This window comes from Mycobacterium mantenii (genome assembly GCF_010731775.1).
Classification (GTDB): Bacteria; Actinomycetota; Actinomycetes; order Mycobacteriales; family Mycobacteriaceae; genus Mycobacterium; species Mycobacterium mantenii.
Genome location: NZ_AP022590.1, coordinates 3428893 through 3445595, shown reverse-complemented (window position 1 = coordinate 3445595; position 16703 = coordinate 3428893). Strand labels below are relative to the sequence as shown.

Here is a 16703-nt window from a genome sequence, read left to right as displayed (position 1 = left end):
TAGGCACCACGATGGCGAGCGGCGATCGGTTCAGGGACGGGCGATGAACCGACCGGGTGCCCCCCTCGTTATCCCAGGCATGCCCGGCAGGTATCGGGTGGTCGACCACATCGTCGGGCACCTCGCGGCAATCGGAGTCGATCACATCTTCGGTGTGGACGGCGCCAACATCGAGGACGTGTACGACGCCGCGTATTTCCGCCCCGAGGTCAACGCGGTGCTGGCCAAGCACGAGTTCTCGGCGGCCACCATGGCCGACGGTTACAGCCGAAGCGGGGCGGGCCTGGGTGTGGTGGCCGCGACCTCCGGTGGGGGATCGCTGAACCTGGTCGCGGGACTGGGCGAGTCGCTGGCGAGCCGGGTCCCGGTGCTGGCGCTGGTCGGCCAGCCCGCCAGCGCGATGGACGGCCAGGGCAGCTTCCAGGACACCAGCGGCGCGAACGGGTCGTTGAACGCCGAGGCGCTGTTCTCGGCCGTGTCGGTGTTCTGCGAGCGGCTGCGCACGCCCGCCGACATCGTTTCGCTGCTGCCTCGGGCCGTCGCCGCGACGCGCACCGGCGGACCGGCGGTGTTGTTGCTGCCCAAGGACATTCAGCAGACGCTCATCGACGTCGGGCATGACGGTGCTGAGATGGATGGCGCTGGGGCGCTGATCGGTGACCCGCATCCGATCCTGCGGGCGCTGCGCCGTGCGCGGGGCCCGGTCACCATCATCGCCGGCGAACAGGTGGCCCGCGACGACGCCCGGGCCGAGCTCGAAGAACTGCGCGCGGCGCTGCGCGCACGGGTCGCCACCGTTCCGGACGCCAAGGATGTGGCCGGCGCGCCGGGTTACGGCGCGTCGTCGGCGTTGGGGGTGACCGGCGTCATGGGCCACCCGAGCGTGGCCGAAGAGGTGGCCGCCAGCGCGCTGTGCCTGATCGTCGGCACCCCGCTGACGGTCACCGCACGCGTCGGGCTGGACGACGCGCTGGCGTCGGTGCGGACGGTCTCGATCGGGTCGGCGCCGCCCTATGTCGCCTGCACGCACGTGCACACCGACGACCTGCGTGGCTCGCTGCGCCAGCTGACCCAGGCGGTTCGCGGCCGCGCCCGCCCGACCGGTCTGCGCGTGCCCGACGCGGTGCGACGAACCGAGCTGACGCCCCCGCCCTGCGCCGGACCGGGTGTGCGGTACCGCGAGGCCATGGCGGTGCTCGACGGGGTCGTGCCCGACGGGGCCGACATCGTGGTCGACGCCGGCAACACCGGCGCGTCGGCGATCCACTATCTCCCGGTGCGGCGCGGGGGCAAGTTCGTGGCCGCGCTCGGCATGGGTGGCATGGGCTACAGCTTCGGCGCCGGAATCGGAATGTCGTTCGGGCGGGCCAATTCCGGCCGGCCCGGCGGCCGCACCGTGGTGATCGCCGGAGACGGCGCGTTCTTCATGCACGGCATGGAGGTGCACACGGCCGTGCAATACCGGCTGCCGATGACGTTCGTGCTGTTCAACAACAACGCGCACGCCATGTGCGTGACCCGCGAGCAGCTGTTCTACGACGACCTCTACAGCTACAACCGTTTTCGGCCCAGCCGGCTGGGCGCCGGTCTGGCGGCGATGTTCCCGGGCCTGACGTCGGTGGACGTCAGCGATGTCGACGGTCTTGCCGCCGCCATGGGAGCCGCGCTCGACATCGACGGCCCGGCGGTGATCAGCGTCGAGTGTGCCGCCGACGAGGTCCCGCCCTTCGCCCCGTTCATCACTGCGGCGCCGACGAAAGCCATTGCCGTGGACCATATTTCATTTGATAAGGAGACCCGCACCAATGTCGTTGCCAGCGCTTGAGGATATCCCCGACGTCATCGAGGGGGTCACCCGCATCGAAACCAGCCCCAGGGAGAAGGCCACGCCGATCATCATGGACATGATGCGGTCGGTGTATCCGCACGATCAGGTGTTCGGGCAGTACTGCACCGTAAACGATTACGTCGACTGCCCACCCGACGAGTTGTACGACTACATGGCCGACACGCGCAGCCTGGAGGAGTGGACCTACAGCCTGCGTGGATTCACCCCCACGGACGAACCCGGCTTGTGGCTGGCCTACGACCGGCTCGGCTCGGAAACCGAGATCTACACCCGCACCGTCGCCAACGCGGCGGCGCGGACCGTCGACTACCACTGCGCCTGGGATCAGGGCAAGCATCTTTGGATGATCTACCTGATGCGCGTCGTCGATGCCCAGACCGTCCTGAACAAGCCGGGATCGGTTGTGCTGTGGACGAATTGCCATCACCCGTTCTACGACCACAACCCGTATCCGGAGACCGCGCCCGCCCAGCGGCCGGTGTGGGTCGGTGACTTCTGGGACATGTTCGGCGCCGGCCATCAGCTGGAGATGAACAACCTCAAGGCGATCGCCGAGTACCGCCACCGCAACGGGCTGCCGGTGACGCCGGTATGGATGAGATGAGCGCACCATGGGCAACCCGAGCGTCAGCCTGATCGACGTCGCCACCTACCTCCCGGGCGAGCCGATCCCCGCCGACTACTACGCGCGCTACGCCGAATCGGACGAACTGCGGGACAACGTGATGTTCCGCGCCCCGAAGTTTCGCCACCACGTCGCCGCCGACGAGAGTTCCATCGACATGATCGAACGCGCGGCCCAGGGCCTGATCGAGCGGCACGGCCATGACGTCGTCGAGGGCGCCGACGTGCTGATCACCCACACTCAGGTGCCCGACATGGCGTTCTACGGCCAAGGCGGTGGCATCGCGCATCGGCTGGGCATCCGGCCATCCTGGGTGCTCGACCTGAACAACGGCGGTTGCGCGGCATTTGTGTTGGCGCTCAACGTGGCCCGTAGGCTGCTGGATGCGGGCGAAGGGCGTACCGCGCTCATCGCCGTCGCACAGAATGCGGCCGGCCAATTCTTCGATCAACCAACGATCCGGCGCAAGGCGCAGTCGGCGGTGCCCGGCGACGGGGCCGCGGTGGGGCTGGTCGCGGTCAGCGACCAGTCGCCGATCTTGGATGTCGAGTGCCGCACCTACGGTGAATACGCGGGGGAGATGACGCTCTCCTACGACCCGCCGCGCAAATGGTGGCAGGCCGGTCCCGGCGAGGGCAGCATCGGCTTCACCGAAAGCAAGATCACCAAGGTGCTGGCCCGCGGCAACCGGCAGGTCCCCGAGGTGGCGCTGGCGGTGTGCGACCGAATCGGGTTGGCCGCCAAAGACATCGACCTGCTGGTAACCAATCAGCCGAACCGGGCGTTCCTGCGCAACTGGCGTGACGCTCTGGAGCTACCCGAGTCCAGACATCGCGACACTTTTGACGAGTGCGGCAACCTGTTCGGTGCGGGGATTCCGATCAACCTGGACCGCGCGATATCCGACGGCCAGCTCAAGACCGGGGAGGTGGTCATGATGGCGGCGTTCGCGCATGCCGGTGACTTCGCCGGGGCCGCCGCGGTGCGCTGGGGCGGGCGGGGCTGATGCAACCGGTCCCGAGCCTGCCGGCCGGCGAGATCTGCGACGGGCTGCCCAACGCGGTCGATCCGTTTGCCGTGTCGCTCAACGAGAATCCCTTTCCGCCGCTGCCGGCGGTGCGTTCGGCCTTGATCCGATCCGTTTGCGCGGCGAACCGGTATCCGGAGTTCCTGCCCGAGCGGTTACGTGACCTGATCGCCAGGCGTATCGGTGTGCGCGCCGACCGGGTGGTGCCGGGCGCCGGGGCGACCGGGGTGGTGCTGCAGGCCCTGCAGGCGCTGACCGTGCCGGGCGACACGATGGTGATGGCATCGCCGACGTTCGACGGTTTTCCGATCCTCGCGCGGATGGCGCGGCTGAACACGCTTCTCGTTCCGCTGGACGAGCACGGTCACAACGACCTCGACGGCCTGGCCGATGCCGCCGCGGCGGCGCGCGTGGTGGTGGTGTGCCGCCCGCACAACCCGACCGGCACGCTGGAGCCCACGGCCGCCGTGCTGCGGTTTCTGCGGCGCGTGCCGCGCGACACCGTCGTACTGCTCGACGAGGCCTACATCGAATTCGCCGCACCCGAGCATCGGCTCGACGTGCCGGCATTGGTCGCGCGTTACCCCAACGTGGCGGTGGTGCGGACCTTTTCCAAAGCCTATGGTCTGGCGGGGCTGCGGATCGGTTACGCGGTGGCCTCCCATGAGCTGGCACGAACACTGTGGTCCTACCAGCTGCCGTTCGGCATCGCGATCACCAGCTTGCCCGCGGTCGCGGCGTCCTACCGCGCGGAAGACGAACTGCGGCGACGAATCCGGCTGATCACCGCCGAACGCCGCTATCTGCGGATGCGCCTGAGCGCGATGGGGATATACACGACCGACACGCATGCGAATTTCCTGTATCTGCCCGCCGACGGGGATGGCGGGTATGGGCAGTGCGGGCCCTGGCGCGAGGTTTTCGGCGACGGTGAGCCGCGGGCTCGGTACTACGCGGACGGTGGCGCGCGCATCACCGTCGGCAGCCGCGCGTCGACGCGGGCGGTGCTGTCGGCGCTGGGAAAGGCCACGCCCGGGCTGCAAGTGCGGTAAGAAGGGGCGTGGCGCAATCACCGGACAAGCGTGATCCGATCGCAGCCGCGCGCGCCAATTGGGAGCGCGCCGGGTGGGGTGACGTGGCGCCGGGCATGGTCGCGGTGACCTCGGTGATGCGCGCGCACCAGATCCTGCTGGCCCGCGTCGAGACGGCGCTGCGTCCCTACGACCTGAGCTTCTCCCGATATGAACTGCTGCGCCTGCTGGCGTTCAGCCGGACCGGCGCACTGCCCATCACCAAGGCTTCCGACCGGTTGCAGGTCCACGTGACCAGCGTGACGCACGCGATCCGCCGGCTGGAGGCTGACGGGCTGGTGCAGCGGGTGCCGCATCCCACCGACGGGCGCACCACGCTGGTGCAGATCACCGACCTGGGCCGTTCGACGGTCGAGGACGCCACCGTCACGCTCAACAAACAGGTGTTCGCCGACATCTGGATGACCGAAGAGGAATCGCGGGCGCTGGTGACTTCGATCGAGACGTTGCGCCGTGGCGCAGGGGACTTCTGATTCTCAGCTGCCGCGCAGCATTTCGATGACGGCGCTGAAGTCCTTGTCGGCATGGGAGGCGTCGGACGCGATGAATTCAGCGTAGATGTCGGCGGCGTGCCTGCCCAGCGGGGCCGCCGAGCCGGTTGAGTCCACCGCATCCATCGCGAGCCCCAGGTCCTTGTTCATCAGCGCGGTGGCAAAGCCCGGCTTGAAGTCGTTGTTGGCCGGCGATGTCGGGACCGGGCCCGGCACAGGGCAATTGGTGTGCACTGCCCAGCAGTTGCCGGTCGCCCCGGTGATGACGTCGAACAGGGACTGGGCGGACAAGCCGAGATTCTCGGCCAGGATGAACGCCTCGCCGATCGCGATCTGCTGCACCGCCAGCACCATGTTGTTGCACACCTTGGCGGCTTGCCCGGCCCCGGCCGCACCGCAGTGAATGATCTTGCCCGCCATGGGTTCCAGCACCGGGCGGGCCCGCTGCAGGGCGGCGTCGTCGCCGCCGACCATGAACGCCAACGTCCCGGCGACGGCCCCCTTCACCCCGCCTGAGACGGGCGCGTCCAGCTGCGCGACGCCGTTCGCTTCCGCCAGCGCATGCACCTCGCGGGCATCGTTGACCGAGATCGTGGAGCTGTCGATGAACAGCGCGCCGGGTCGTGCGGCGGGCAGGATCTCCGCGTAGCAGCGTTTGACCAGCTCGCCGTTGGGCAGCATGGTGATGACGACGTCCGCGCCCGTCACCGCGTCGGTGGCGCTGCCGAATCCGCTGACGCCGGCCTCGGTCGCCGCGGACAGCGCCGCGAGCACCGGATCGAATCCGCGCACCGCGTGTTTGGCCGCAACGAGATTCGCCGCCATGGGCCCGCCCATATGCCCCAGGCCCAGGAAGGCCACCGTCAGGTGCTCGGTCATCTCCAAGACCCTTCTATGCGGTCGCGCGGACCCGCGCGGCTTCGGCCCGACCGATGACCACTCGCATGATTTCGTTGGTCCCTTCCAGGATTCGGTGGACGCGCAGGTCGCGGACGATCTTTTCCAGACCATACTCGCGCAGGTAGCCGTAGCCGCCGTGCAGCTGCAGGGCCTTGTCGGCGACCTCGAAGCAGGTATCGGTGACGTACCGCTTGGCCATCGCGCACAATTCGACCTTGTCGGGATCGTCGGCGTCCAACGCATTGGCGGCGCGCCACAGCATCATTCGCGACGTCTCGAGGCCGGTGGCCATGTCCGCCAGGGTAAACCGGATGGTCGGCTCGTCGAGCAGGGACGACCCGAACGCCTGCCGGTCGCGAACGTAGGCTCCGGCCTTGTCCGAGGCGGCCTGGGCGCCGCCGAGCGAGCACGCGGCGATATTGAGCCGACCGCCGTTGAGGCCGTTCATCGCGATGCCGAATCCGGTGCCCTCGCCGTCCGCGCCGCCCAGCATCGCGTCGGCCGGCACCCGGACGCCCTCCAGGATCACCTGCGCGGTGGGTTGGGCGTGCCAGCCCATCTTCTCTTCGAGGGAGCCGAAACTCAGCCCGGGAGTGCCCTTTTCAACGACGAAGGCCGATATGCCGCGCGGGCCCTCACTGCCGGTCCTGGCCATCACCACGTAGACGTCCGAAGCGCCCGCGCCAGAGATGAACTGCTTGACGCCGTCCAGCACGTAGTCGTCACCATGCTTGATCGCGCGGGTGCTCAATGCGCTGGCGTCGGACCCCGCGCCGGGCTCGGTGAGGCAGTAGCTGGCGATGACGTCCATCGTCGCCAACCGCGGAACCCAGGCCTTGCGCTGCTCGGCGGTGCCGAAGGTGTCGATCATCCACGCGCACATGTTGTGAATGGACAGAAACGCGGCGGTGGTCGGGTCGGCGATGGCCAACTGCTCGAAGATGCGGACCCCGTCGAGGCGGCGCAGTCCACTGCCGCCGACGTCCTCGCGGCAGTAGATCGCAGCCATGCCGAGTTCGGCCGATTCGCGCAGCACGTCGACCGGAAAATGCTTGGCCGCGTCCCATTCCAGGGCGTACGGGGCGAGACGCTTGGCGGCGAACGCGGCGGCCGTCTCGGTGATCACCCGTTCGTCGTCATTGAGGGTAAACGAAGCCATGTCCCTAATCCATTGTGGGAATGACGAACTCGGCGCCATCCTTGATGCCCGACGGCCACCGCGACGTCACGGTCTTGGTCTTCGTGTAGAACATGATCGACGAGGGGCCGTGCTGGTTGAGGTCGCCGAAGCCGGAGCGCTTCCAGCCGCCGAAGGTGTGGTAGGCCACCGGCACCGGGATCGGCACGTTGACACCGACCATGCCGACCTGCACGCGGGCGACGAAGTCGCGGGCGGCGTCGCCGTCGCGGGTGAAAACCGCCACGCCGTTGCCGTATTCGTGCTCGGACGGCAGCCGCAGCGCCTCCTCGTAGTCGTGGGCGCGCACGATGCACAGCACCGGCCCGAAGATCTCGTCGGTGTAGATCGACATGTCCGGCGTGACGTGGTCGAACAGGGTGGGGCCGATGAAGAAGCCGCCCTCGAGGTTGGCGTCTCCGAATGTCAGGTCGTCGCTGGCGCGATCGCGGCCGTCGATGACCAGTTCGGCGCCCGCGTCGACACCCTGGGCGATGTAGTCGCGCACCCGGGCCACGGCGGCCTCGGTGACCAGCGGACCGTAGTCGGCCTTCGGGTCCAGGCTGTGGCCCACGCGCAGGTTGTTGATCCGCTCGATGAGGCGGGCGCGCAGCCGGTCGGCGGTCTTGTCACCAACCGGGACCGCGACGCTGATCGCCATGCAGCGCTCGCCGGCGCTGCCGTAGCCGGCGCCGATCAGGGCGTCGACGGCCTGATCCAGGTCGGCATCGGGCATCACGATCATGTGGTTCTTGGCGCCGCCGAAGCACTGCGAGCGCTTGCCGGTGGCCGCGGCCCCGGCGTAGATGTACTGGGCGATGTCGGAGCTGCCGACGAACCCGACCGCCTGGATGTCCGGGTGGTTCAGGATGGCGTCGACGGCCTCCTTGTCGCCGTGCACCACCTGGAAGACCCCCGGCGGCAGGCCCGCCTCCAGGAAGAGCTCGGCCAGGCGCACCGGGACCGACGGGTCACGCTCGCTGGGCTTGAGCACGAACGCGTTGCCGCAGGCCAGTGCCGGACCGGCCTTCCACAGCGGGATCATCGCCGGGAAGTTGAACGGCGTGATGCCGGCGACCACGCCCAGCGGCTGGCGCAGCGAGTAGACGTCGATGCCGGGTCCGGCGCCTTCGCTGTACTCGCCCTTGAGCAGGTGGGGGATCCCGATGCAGAACTCGATGACCTCGATACCGCGCTGGATGTCACCCTTGGCGTCGGCCAGTGTCTTGCCATGCTCGCGCGACAGCAGCTCGGCCAGCTCATCGTTGTGCTGGTTGACGAGCTCGATGAAGCGCATCATCACCCGCGCGCGACGCTGAGGATTCGTTGCTGCCCAACCTTTTTGGGCTTCGACTGCCGACGCCACCGCCGCGTCGATGTCGGCCTGGCCGGCCATCGGCACGGTCGCCTGGACACCCCCGGTGCTGGGGTCGAAGACGTCGGCGCTGCGGCCGGACCGGCCGGCGGTGCGCTGCCCGTCGATGAAGTGCGGAATCTGTGTGGTCATGGGGCCCTCGAGTGTGTTGACGGCGCTTAAGCGGATACTTGGATATCCTAGTAACCCGGTTCGAACCTTGGCAAGGTGGGCGCCGGGCTAGCCTGACAGCTGTATGCACACCATCGAGGCCGATTACCTGGTAGTCGGCGCCGGCGCCATGGGCATGGCGTTCATCGACACGCTGGTCTCCGAGACGGAGGCCCGCGTCGTGGTGGTGGACCGCCAGCACGCCCCCGGCGGCCACTGGACCATGGCCTATCCGTTTGTACGGCTGCATCAGCCCTCGGTGTTCTACGGTGTCAACTCGCTACGGCTCGGCGGCGACAGCATCGACCAAGTCGGTTGGAACCACGGCCTTTACGAACTGGCCACCGCCGGCGAAATCTGCGCGTACTACGACCACGTCATGCGCCGGCAATTCCTGCCGACCGGGCGCGTCAGCTATTTCCCGATGAGCGAATACCGCGGCCATTACCGTGGCCAAGGCCGGTTTCGCACACTGGCCGGCGCCGACTACACCGTCCGCCTGGCGCGCCGCGTCGTCGACGCCACCTACATGCGGGTCACGGTCCCGGCAATGCGCCGCCCGCCGTACCGGGTCGCCGACGGCATCGACTGCGTCGCGCCCAACGACCTGCCCCGACTCGGCGCGCACCGGCGCTACGTCATCGTCGGGGCCGGCAAGACCGGAATCGACACCTGCCTGTGGCTGCTGAGTCAGGGGGTCGGCCCGGATCGGCTCACCTGGATCACGCCCCGCGACTCCTGGCTGCTGGACCGCGAGACGATGCAGCCGGGCACGTTGTTTGCCGACAAGCTCAAGGCGAGCTTCACCGCGCAACTGCGCGCGATCAACGACGCGGCCTCGATGCAGGATCTGTTCGCGTGCCTCGAGGATGCCGGCGTGCTGTTGCGGATCGACCCGGCGATCCGACCAGCCATGTATCGCTGCGCCACCGTCACCCGGCTCGAACTCGAGCAGTTGCGCCGCATCACCAATGTGGTGCGCATGGGCCACCTGCGGGCCATCGAGGCGGACAGGATGGTCCTCGATCGCGGCGCCGTCACGGTCGACGGCGACGAGCTGTTCATCGACTGCACCGCCGATGGTGCAGAGAAGCGGCCCGCCACACCGATTTTCGATTCCGGGCGCATCACGCTGCAAAGCGTGCGCGGATGCCAACAGATCTTCAGCGCCGCGCTGATCGCGCACGTCGAAGCCGCATACCCCGACGACGCCGTCAAGAACGAACTCTGCGTGCCCCTGCCGCATCCGGACACCGACCTCGACTGGTTGCGGCTGGCGCTGGCCGACTACACCAACCAGCTGCGCTGGTTCGACGACCCGGAGTTGATGTCGTGGTTGTCCGCGGCGCGCCTGGACCTGTTCGGTCATCTGATCGGACACCTGCTGCCGACGGCCGCGGCGAAACCCCGGGTCCGCGACCGCATCCTGAGCATCGCCAAGTCCGTGTTCTCCACCACCGCCACCAAGCTCGAGCAGCTGATGGCCGCCGAGGCCGCTCTCGCGGCGCCCTGACCCGTGTAACCCGGGCCGATATCCATCGGGTGAAGGAGGCATGTGGCGGCAAGAAGCGAATCCGTCGGCCCGCGACCGCTGCGCGCGGTGCCCGACAGTGGCCATGATGCCGGTTACCCGAGCTGGGAGGCCGTGTACCGGGACAACGTGACCTGGGTGTACCGCACGCTGTTCGCGCGCGTGGGCAACCAAACCGACGCCGAAGACCTGACCGCCGAGGTTTTCCTCGCCGCGCTGCGGCCGCTGCGGCTGACCGCGAGCGCCGCCGAGGTGCGCGCGTATCTGCGGGCCACGGCCAGGACGGTGCTGGCCGCGCACTGGCGCGAGACGCTGGGGCGGGAGATAACCTCGATCGAGGACGTCGAACAACCAGCCGAGAGCCAGGACGCGATCAGCACCGCCCCGCAGCGCGTTGCCCTGGTCCTGGACAGCCTGCCGGATCATTACCGCCGGATTTTGGAATCGCGTTTCCTGCAGGGTAATTCGATAAAGGAGTCAGCCGCGGAACTCGGGATCAGCGTGGCCAACGCCAAAGTGCTCCAGCACCGCGCCCTGCGACTGGCGGCGCAGGTCAACGATGGGGGCCAGTCATGAACGCGCGCGGCTTGCGACGTTATGTCGACGATCTGTTGCGGGGGCGCCGGCCCAGGCCGTTCGGACCCGACGACTTCGAGGCCGCGCAACTGCGCACCGCGATCGAGCTGCGCGCGGCCCGCAACGGTGGCGACGCGCCGCGCCAGGAATTCGTCACCGACCTGCACCGGCGTATCGCCGAACAGATGTCCGGCGCGCCAACGGAACCGGCGCCGCGGCGGGGTAGCACCCGCCGGCAGGTCATCGTGGGCACGTCGGCCGCTGCCACCGCGGCGGTCGCAGCGGTTTCCGTCGATCGCACCCTGATCGCGGCCCGGTCCGGCGATGGTGGTGCCCCCGAGATTGCCGCCGGGCAACTCACCCCCAACCAGGGCAGTTGGCAGCGCGTCGCGGCCGGCTCGGATGTGCCCGACGGCGCCATGCACGCCTTCGACCTCGGCTCGGTGAGCGGATTCGTCCGCCGCGTGGACGGCAAAGTCCAGGCGATCTCCGGGGTGTGCACCCATCAGGGCTGCCGGCTGTGGTTCGACGCACCCGACGACACGTTGCGCTGCCCGTGCCACACCACGTCGTTCTCACCCAGCGGACAGGTGCTCACCCATCAGTTGCCGATAGCCCCAAAGTCACTGCCCGCGTTGATGGTTCGTGAGGTCGACGGGCTCGTCGAGGTCTTCGCCCCGCCGCGTCCCGAGCGGCCGGCCTGACCGGGGTGTAACCCGCCTTCCTATCTCTGGGCATGGAAATTGCCATGCTTCACCGGCGTTTGGCGGCCGCGCTGGCCGCCGGTGCGCTGCTGGTCTCCGGATGCTCCCAATCGCGGCCGGTGGCGACCTCCGCCGCGCCCACCACCCAGATGTCGGTCACCGCACCGGCGGCTCCGGTTCGCGGCGACCAGGTCACCATCGACGGCTTCGCTTTCGCGCCAACCACATTGACCGTCAGTGCCGGGACCACGGTCACCTGGACCAACCGCGACGAAGAGCCCCACACGGTGGCCGCCAGCGACGGCTCCTTCCACTCACCCGGCATGGGAACGGGAGCCACCTTCACCCACACCTTTTCCACCGCCGGGACTTTCGACTACGTCTGCTCGATTCACCCGATGATGCGTGGCACCGTGGTGGTGACGGGGTGAGCCGCCCCACCGACCCGAAGGCCATGACCCGTCGCCAGCTCATCCGGCACACGGCATGGTTCGGGGCGGCGGTCGGGTTCTCGGTGGCCGGCGGCGAGGTCATCTCACACGTCGCCGGCGAAGCGACCGCCGCGCGCACGCACGCGGCGCCGAGTCTGCGATTCGCCCAGATCAGTGACAGCCACCTCGGTTTCACCGGTGCGCCCAACCCGGATGTCACCGGCACGTTCGGCCGCGCGATCGATCAGGTGAACAACCTGGGCTACACACCGGATTTCGTCATCCACACCGGCGACCTCACGCACCTGTCCAGCCCCGAGCAGTTCGACCAGGCGAAGCAGATGATGAGCGGGCTGAAGACGCCACACGTGTGCACCGTTCCCGGGGAACACGATTCGGTGGACGACGCGGGGCAGAAGTACCGAAACGCCTTCGGCGCGGGGTCGGTGGGTGACGGCTGGTACAGCCTCGACGTCGCCGGTGTGCATCTGATCGCACTGGTCAACACGTTGAACCTGCGCAAGCTCGGTCACCTGGGCGTCGACCAGCTGGAGTTCGTGCGCAAGGACGCCGCGGCTCTGTCCAGCGATACTCCCGTCATCGTGTTCAGCCACATTCCGTTGTTCGCGATGTATCCGCAATGGGGCTGGAGTACCGACGATGCCACCCAGGCGCTGAGCTACCTGCGCCGGTTCTCTTCGGTCACCTGTCTCAACGGCCATGTCCACCAACTGTTTTCCAAGACCGAAGACCGGGTCACCTTCTACAGCGGGACCACCACCGCGTACCCGCTGCCGCAACCCGGCGACGGGCCCGCGCCCAAGCCGGTCACCTTGCCCGCCGGCAAGCTGCGCGACGCGTTGGGCATCCGCGAGGTCAGTTACACCAAGGGAGAGACCGCCTTAGCGCTCAAAGAGCGGACCCTGCAGTGACGAGCGTCCTGGTCCGGCTCGGCCTCGCCGCGTCGTTGATCATCAGCGCGCTCAGCCACGCCTACCTGTATGTACGTGGCTATCAACACATTCCGACCATCGGCAGCGGATTCCTGGTTCAGGCCAGCCTCTCGTTCGCGATCGGGCTGTTGCTCGTGGTGGGCGGTCCAGGGTGGCTGCGCTGGGCAGGTGCCGCGGTGGCGGGCGGTTCGCTGGTCGCCTTTGCGCTGTCGCGAACCGTTGGCCTGGAAGGATTTTCGGAGCGGGGCTGGGAGCCCGCGCCGTACGCGGCCATTACCGTCGGCGCCGAACTGCTCACTGTGGCGCTGTGGGGGTTTGGTATTCGCCCTAGGCTTCGGGGAGTTCGGACCACTTCCGTTTCAGCCGGCGTTTGAGTGACATCGCGGGCTTTTCGATGAGGAACCAGCTCGCCACCGCCAGCGGCAGGACGGCCATCGCGGCGACCAGAAAGAGCACGCCGGGTTGCAGGTGGGCGAGCCCGCACACGGCCAGCAATTGCTGGACCGGAAACGCGTAGATGTAGACGCCGTAGGACAGATCCGTGTGTAGTCTCAGGCGGCTGTTCTTCAGCAGGGCGCCGGACACGATGATGGCGTAGGCGAGCGGCAGGGCGGCGACCACCCGGTAGTCGGGCAGCAGGCTGGACGCCAGGACGATGACCGTGCTGAGCGCCACCAGCGACCACCGGGCGGGGATGACGTCTTTCCATTGATAGATGACGGCTCCCGCCGCAAACATGATGGCCGAGCGAACCGCCAGCTGCGGCAGGGTCCAGTCGCCCGGGTAGGTCAGTGGGGGCATCAACGCCGCAGCGAGCAGCGACGGCGCCAAGATCGCGAGAGAAATCCACCGGCGGTTGGCCAGCCCGGCGACGCCGATACCGGCGACCGCGAAATAACAGATCGCTTCCCAGGCGAGCGACCAGAGTGAGCCGTTCCAGAGTCCGGAATGCGGTATCCCGCGCGGTGTTCCACCGATGTCCAGATGGACGTACGCGACCGCGCTGTTTTTGAGGATGTATTGCAGCGGGGCGCCCGAGGCCAGCAGCTCGCGTACCGAACCACGCTGGATCGCCACGCTGAGCGTGGCGAAGACGAACGCCGTGATGATCAGGCAGACGTAGTAGCCGGGCAGGATGCGAAGCGCGCGGGCGGTCAGGAAATCGCGCAGTCGCGGGTCGTCGAGCCAGCTCCTGGTGATGAGGAATCCCGAGATCGCGAAGAACCCGTCGACACCCACCGAAAACAGAAGTTGAAGAGTCGGTGCCGGCGGCAGGCGGCCCGTCACGGGCCAGCAATGCCACAGCATCACCTCGGCGGCTAGTATCAGCCGCCACACATTCAGCGCGTTACTTCGCGCGTCGAATATCTGCCCGAGCGCCATAAGAGTGCGCCCATGTTAGGGCCCAACGCCGTCGCGGGGGCGAAAGTTAGACGGAATCGGGTAGATCCGGAGCGGCCCGTTCGGTAAGGGCGTCGGCCGCGCTGATGGGCCGGGCCTCGTCGGAGCTGGATGCGACGGGGGCGGACCACTTGACCCGAAGCCGGCGCTTGAGGGCCATCGCGGGCTTTTCGATGAGGAACCAGCTGGCCGCGGCCAGCGGCAGGGTGGCCACGACCGCGGCGAGGAAGAACAGCGCCGGATGCAGAAATGTAAGCCCGGAGATGGCCAGCAACTGCTGTGTCGGGAATGCGTAGATGTAGACGCCGTAGGACAGATCGGTGCGTAGTCTCAGGCGGCCGTTCTTGAGCAGCGAGCCCGACACGATGACGGCGTAGGCCAGTGGCAGTGCGCCGACCACCCGGTAATCGGGCAGCAGCAATCCGGCCGCTAACACGATGACGATGCTGACGGCGACGAGCGACCATCGGGCGGGGATCGCGTCCCGCCACTGATACATGACGGCGCCGGCCGAGAACATGATGGCCGACCGCACCGCCAGCTGCGGGATTGTCCATGTGCCCGGGAAGGTCAGCGGCGGCAGTGACAGGGCCAGGCATGACACCAGCACCAGGATCGCGGGAGAAATCCACCGGCGATTGCCCAGCCCCGCCACACCGAGGCCGGCAACGGCGAGATAGCAGAGCAGTTCCCAGACCAACGACCACATCGAACCGTTCCAGGCCGGTCCACCGGGCGCACCGTGGAGCGTTCCGCTGATGGTGGGCTGCAGGTAGGCGACCGCGCTGTTCCTCAGGACGTACTGCAGCGGAGCCACGGACCCGAGCAGCTTGGCGGGCGATCCGCCCTGGATCGCCACGCTGAGCGGGGCGAAGACGAACGCGGTGATGATCAGGCAGATGTAGAAGCCGGGCAGGATGCGAAGGGCGCGGGCGGTGAGGTAGTCACGGACGCGCGGGTCGGTGAGCCAGCTGCGGGTAATGAGGAAACCGGAGATCGCGAAAAATCCGTCGACGCCGACGGAGAACATGAGCTGCAGGATCGACTTCGGCGGCATGTGGCCGGTGGCGGGCCAGGAGTGGAACAGCATCACCTCGGCGGCCAGCGCCAACCGCAGCGCGTTGAGCGCGTTTCTGCGCGGATCGAATACCTGCCCTAGCTTCATCCAGCCTCCCCCTGCGCACCGCGCATCGTCGGCGCAATCGTACGGGCCGAAGACTGAGGGGCGCGGACGCGGGCGATGGCCTTGATCAGGTCGCGACTCCGTCGCTAGGCCGCACCGGGAACCTCCGGCGGCATCGCCATGGCCGCTTGCCCTTTGGCGCCGGCAGCCCTTCGTCTGAACCGCGCCTTCAGCGACCTCGCCGGCTTTTCGACCAGGAACCAGCTCGCCGCGGCCAGCGGCAGGGTAGCCACCGCCACGGTCAGGCAGAACACGAACGGATTGAGGCTGAGCAACCCGAGCACGGCCAGCAGCTGCTGTGTCGGATACGCGTATATGTACATGCCGTAGGACAGGTCCGTGCGCAACCTCAGTCGCTTGTGGTGCAGGAGGGCCCCGGAGACTACGACGGCGTAGGCCAGCGGAACCGCGGCGACCACGCGGTAATCCGGCAGCTGGCCGGCCACCAGCACGATGACCACACACACTGCGACCAGCGACCAGCGAGCGGGAATGACGTCTCGCCACTGAAAGAGCAGCGCCCCGGCCGCGAACATGATCGCGGCGCGGCACGCGATGAAGACGATGACGGTGCCCAAGTTGCCCGTTGGCCGATTGAACACATCCGGGAAGGTGACGGGCGGCATCATCGACGCCCCGATCGCTGCCACGACCAAGATCGCCGGGGAGACCCACCTGCGGTTGGCCAGTCCGGCCACGCCGATCACGGCGACTACCAGATAGCACATCACCTCCCAGAACAGCGACCAGAGCGACGCGTTCCAGATGCCCGCATTCGGGATGCCGCGGGGAGTGCCACCGACGTCGGGCTTGAGCCACAAGACCGCGGCGTTTTTCAGGACGTACTCGAACGGCGCGAACGAGAACAGCAGCTTCGTTGCCGACCCGCCTTGAATCGCCACGCTGAGCGGGGCGAACACGAATGCGGTCACGATCATGCAGACGTAGAAGCCGGGCAGGATGCGCAGGGCCCGGGCGGCGAGGTAAGCCCGCAGCCGCGGATTGCTCACCCAACTCGCGGTGATGAGGAATCCCGAAATCGCAAAGAACCCGTCCACACCCACGCAGAGCAGGAGCTGAAGGACGGCCCGCAGCGATGGCAGATGACCCCGAACCGGGAAGGTGTGCCAGAAGATGACCTCGGCCGCGAGCGCCAACCGCCATGCGTTGAGCGCGTTACTTCGCGGATCGAAAACCTGCCCCAGTTTCATCGGCGGCCTCCGCCTGCACTGGGCGTCG

Annotated in this window: 17 protein-coding genes; 11 read left to right on the top strand and 6 right to left on the bottom strand. The window is 67.8% G+C overall.

Translation table 11 applies throughout. The features are described from left to right. Positions 1-79: 79 nt before the first annotated feature. From G6N50_RS15390 to G6N50_RS15370, 5 genes are read left to right on the top strand one after another with little or no spacing between them, the layout of a single operon-like run. The gene (locus tag G6N50_RS15390; RefSeq protein WP_179970015.1) at positions 80-1825 is read left to right on the top strand and encodes a thiamine pyrophosphate-binding protein; all 1746 of its coding nucleotides are present in this window, start codon (positions 80-82) and stop codon (positions 1823-1825) included. Continuing rightward, positions 1806-2453 carry an SRPBCC family protein gene (locus G6N50_RS15385; RefSeq protein WP_083093388.1) on the top strand — a complete coding sequence of 216 codons (648 nt, stop codon included), beginning with the start codon at positions 1806-1808 and terminating at the stop codon, positions 2451-2453. The genes G6N50_RS15390 and G6N50_RS15385 overlap by 20 nt, the downstream gene beginning before the upstream one ends. Before the next feature lie 7 nt (positions 2454-2460). Next, positions 2461-3480, top strand: coding sequence for a 3-oxoacyl-ACP synthase III family protein (locus G6N50_RS15380; RefSeq protein ID WP_083093390.1), 1020 nt, complete (start codon positions 2461-2463; stop codon positions 3478-3480). Continuing rightward, positions 3480-4553 carry a pyridoxal phosphate-dependent aminotransferase gene (locus G6N50_RS15375; RefSeq protein WP_083093392.1) on the top strand — a complete coding sequence of 358 codons (1074 nt, stop codon included), beginning with the start codon at positions 3480-3482 and terminating at the stop codon, positions 4551-4553. Before G6N50_RS15380 ends, G6N50_RS15375 begins: the two co-directional genes overlap by 1 nt. A gap of 8 nt (positions 4554-4561) precedes the next feature. Continuing rightward, the gene (locus tag G6N50_RS15370; RefSeq protein ID WP_083093394.1) at positions 4562-5065 is read left to right on the top strand and encodes a MarR family transcriptional regulator; all 504 of its coding nucleotides are present in this window, start codon (positions 4562-4564) and stop codon (positions 5063-5065) included. A 3-nt stretch (positions 5066-5068) separates the two neighbouring features. On the opposite strand, the gene mmsB is transcribed toward G6N50_RS15370, so the two are convergent. From mmsB to G6N50_RS15355, 3 genes are read right to left on the bottom strand one after another with little or no spacing between them, the layout of a single operon-like run. Next, complete coding sequence (gene mmsB / locus G6N50_RS15365; RefSeq protein ID WP_083093396.1) at positions 5069-5962, bottom strand: 3-hydroxyisobutyrate dehydrogenase; 894 nt, start codon at positions 5960-5962, stop codon at positions 5069-5071. Positions 5963-5975: 13 nt separating this feature from the next. Next, a complete protein-coding gene (locus G6N50_RS15360; protein ID WP_083093398.1) occupies positions 5976-7142 on the bottom strand; it encodes an isobutyryl-CoA dehydrogenase in 1167 nt (388 codons plus the stop codon). Positions 7143-7146: 4 nt separating this feature from the next. Further along, positions 7147-8667, bottom strand: a complete 1521-nt coding sequence (locus G6N50_RS15355) for a CoA-acylating methylmalonate-semialdehyde dehydrogenase (protein WP_083093400.1) — start codon at positions 8665-8667, stop codon at positions 7147-7149. 103 nt (positions 8668-8770) lie between these two features. On the opposite strand from G6N50_RS15355, the gene G6N50_RS15350 reads away from it, so the two are divergent. From G6N50_RS15350 to G6N50_RS15325, 6 genes are read left to right on the top strand one after another with little or no spacing between them, the layout of a single operon-like run. After that, a complete protein-coding gene (locus tag G6N50_RS15350) occupies positions 8771-10198 on the top strand; it encodes an NAD(P)-binding protein (protein ID WP_083093402.1) in 1428 nt (475 codons plus the stop codon). A gap of 42 nt (positions 10199-10240) precedes the next feature. Beyond that, positions 10241-10792, top strand: a complete 552-nt coding sequence (locus G6N50_RS15345) for an RNA polymerase sigma factor (protein ID WP_083093404.1) — start codon at positions 10241-10243, stop codon at positions 10790-10792. Next, a complete protein-coding gene (locus G6N50_RS15340; RefSeq protein ID WP_083093406.1) occupies positions 10789-11496 on the top strand; it encodes a Rieske (2Fe-2S) protein in 708 nt (235 codons plus the stop codon). The genes G6N50_RS15345 and G6N50_RS15340 overlap by 4 nt, the downstream gene beginning before the upstream one ends. A 26-nt stretch (positions 11497-11522) precedes the next feature. Then, entirely contained in the window at positions 11523-11927 is a 405-nt protein-coding gene (locus G6N50_RS15335; RefSeq protein WP_083093408.1) for a cupredoxin domain-containing protein, read from the top strand. 23 nt (positions 11928-11950) lie between these two features. Next, positions 11951-12859 carry a metallophosphoesterase family protein gene (locus G6N50_RS15330; protein ID WP_083093565.1) on the top strand — a complete coding sequence of 303 codons (909 nt, stop codon included), beginning with the start codon at positions 11951-11953 and terminating at the stop codon, positions 12857-12859. Continuing rightward, positions 12856-13254: a hypothetical protein gene (locus G6N50_RS15325; RefSeq protein ID WP_142275442.1), complete on the top strand. Its 399-nt coding sequence runs from the start codon at positions 12856-12858 to the stop codon at positions 13252-13254. Before G6N50_RS15330 ends, G6N50_RS15325 begins: the two co-directional genes overlap by 4 nt. Here G6N50_RS15325 and G6N50_RS15320 read toward each other — a convergent pair. The 3 genes from G6N50_RS15320 to G6N50_RS15310 form a co-directional block, all read right to left on the bottom strand. After that, positions 13208-14263 carry an acyltransferase family protein gene (locus tag G6N50_RS15320; protein WP_083093410.1) on the bottom strand — a complete coding sequence of 352 codons (1056 nt, stop codon included), beginning with the start codon at positions 14261-14263 and terminating at the stop codon, positions 13208-13210. The two genes, G6N50_RS15325 and G6N50_RS15320, sit on opposite strands and share 47 nt — an antisense overlap. A 46-nt stretch (positions 14264-14309) precedes the next feature. Beyond that, positions 14310-15446: an acyltransferase family protein gene (locus G6N50_RS15315; RefSeq protein WP_083093412.1), complete on the bottom strand. Its 1137-nt coding sequence runs from the start codon at positions 15444-15446 to the stop codon at positions 14310-14312. Positions 15447-15550: 104 nt separating this feature from the next. Continuing rightward, positions 15551-16675: an acyltransferase family protein gene (locus G6N50_RS15310; protein WP_083093414.1), complete on the bottom strand. Its 1125-nt coding sequence runs from the start codon at positions 16673-16675 to the stop codon at positions 15551-15553. Positions 16676-16703 lie beyond the last annotated feature (28 nt).

What these genes read in the sequence shown, in the direction of transcription:
- G6N50_RS15390 (WP_179970015.1), top strand. Translation starts at nt 80, where the DNA reads ATGCCCGGCAGGTATCGGGTGGTCGACCACATCGTCGGGCACCTCGCG.
- G6N50_RS15385 (WP_083093388.1), top strand. Translation starts at nt 1,806, where the DNA reads ATGTCGTTGCCAGCGCTTGAGGATATCCCCGACGTCATCGAGGGGGTC.
- G6N50_RS15380 (WP_083093390.1), top strand. Translation starts at nt 2,461, where the DNA reads ATGGGCAACCCGAGCGTCAGCCTGATCGACGTCGCCACCTACCTCCCG.
- G6N50_RS15375 (WP_083093392.1), top strand. Translation starts at nt 3,480, where the DNA reads ATGCAACCGGTCCCGAGCCTGCCGGCCGGCGAGATCTGCGACGGGCTG.
- mmsB (WP_083093396.1), bottom strand. Translation starts at nt 5,962, where the DNA reads ATGACCGAGCACCTGACGGTGGCCTTCCTGGGCCTGGGGCATATGGGC.
- G6N50_RS15360 (WP_083093398.1), bottom strand. Translation starts at nt 7,142, where the DNA reads ATGGCTTCGTTTACCCTCAATGACGACGAACGGGTGATCACCGAGACG.
- G6N50_RS15355 (WP_083093400.1), bottom strand. Translation starts at nt 8,667, where the DNA reads ATGACCACACAGATTCCGCACTTCATCGACGGGCAGCGCACCGCCGGC.
- G6N50_RS15350 (WP_083093402.1), top strand. Translation starts at nt 8,771, where the DNA reads ATGCACACCATCGAGGCCGATTACCTGGTAGTCGGCGCCGGCGCCATG.
- G6N50_RS15340 (WP_083093406.1), top strand. Translation starts at nt 10,789, where the DNA reads ATGAACGCGCGCGGCTTGCGACGTTATGTCGACGATCTGTTGCGGGGG.
- G6N50_RS15330 (WP_083093565.1), top strand. Translation starts at nt 11,951, where the DNA reads ATGACCCGTCGCCAGCTCATCCGGCACACGGCATGGTTCGGGGCGGCG.
- G6N50_RS15320 (WP_083093410.1), bottom strand. Translation starts at nt 14,263, where the DNA reads ATGGCGCTCGGGCAGATATTCGACGCGCGAAGTAACGCGCTGAATGTG.
- G6N50_RS15315 (WP_083093412.1), bottom strand. Translation starts at nt 15,446, where the DNA reads ATGAAGCTAGGGCAGGTATTCGATCCGCGCAGAAACGCGCTCAACGCG.
- G6N50_RS15310 (WP_083093414.1), bottom strand. Translation starts at nt 16,675, where the DNA reads ATGAAACTGGGGCAGGTTTTCGATCCGCGAAGTAACGCGCTCAACGCA.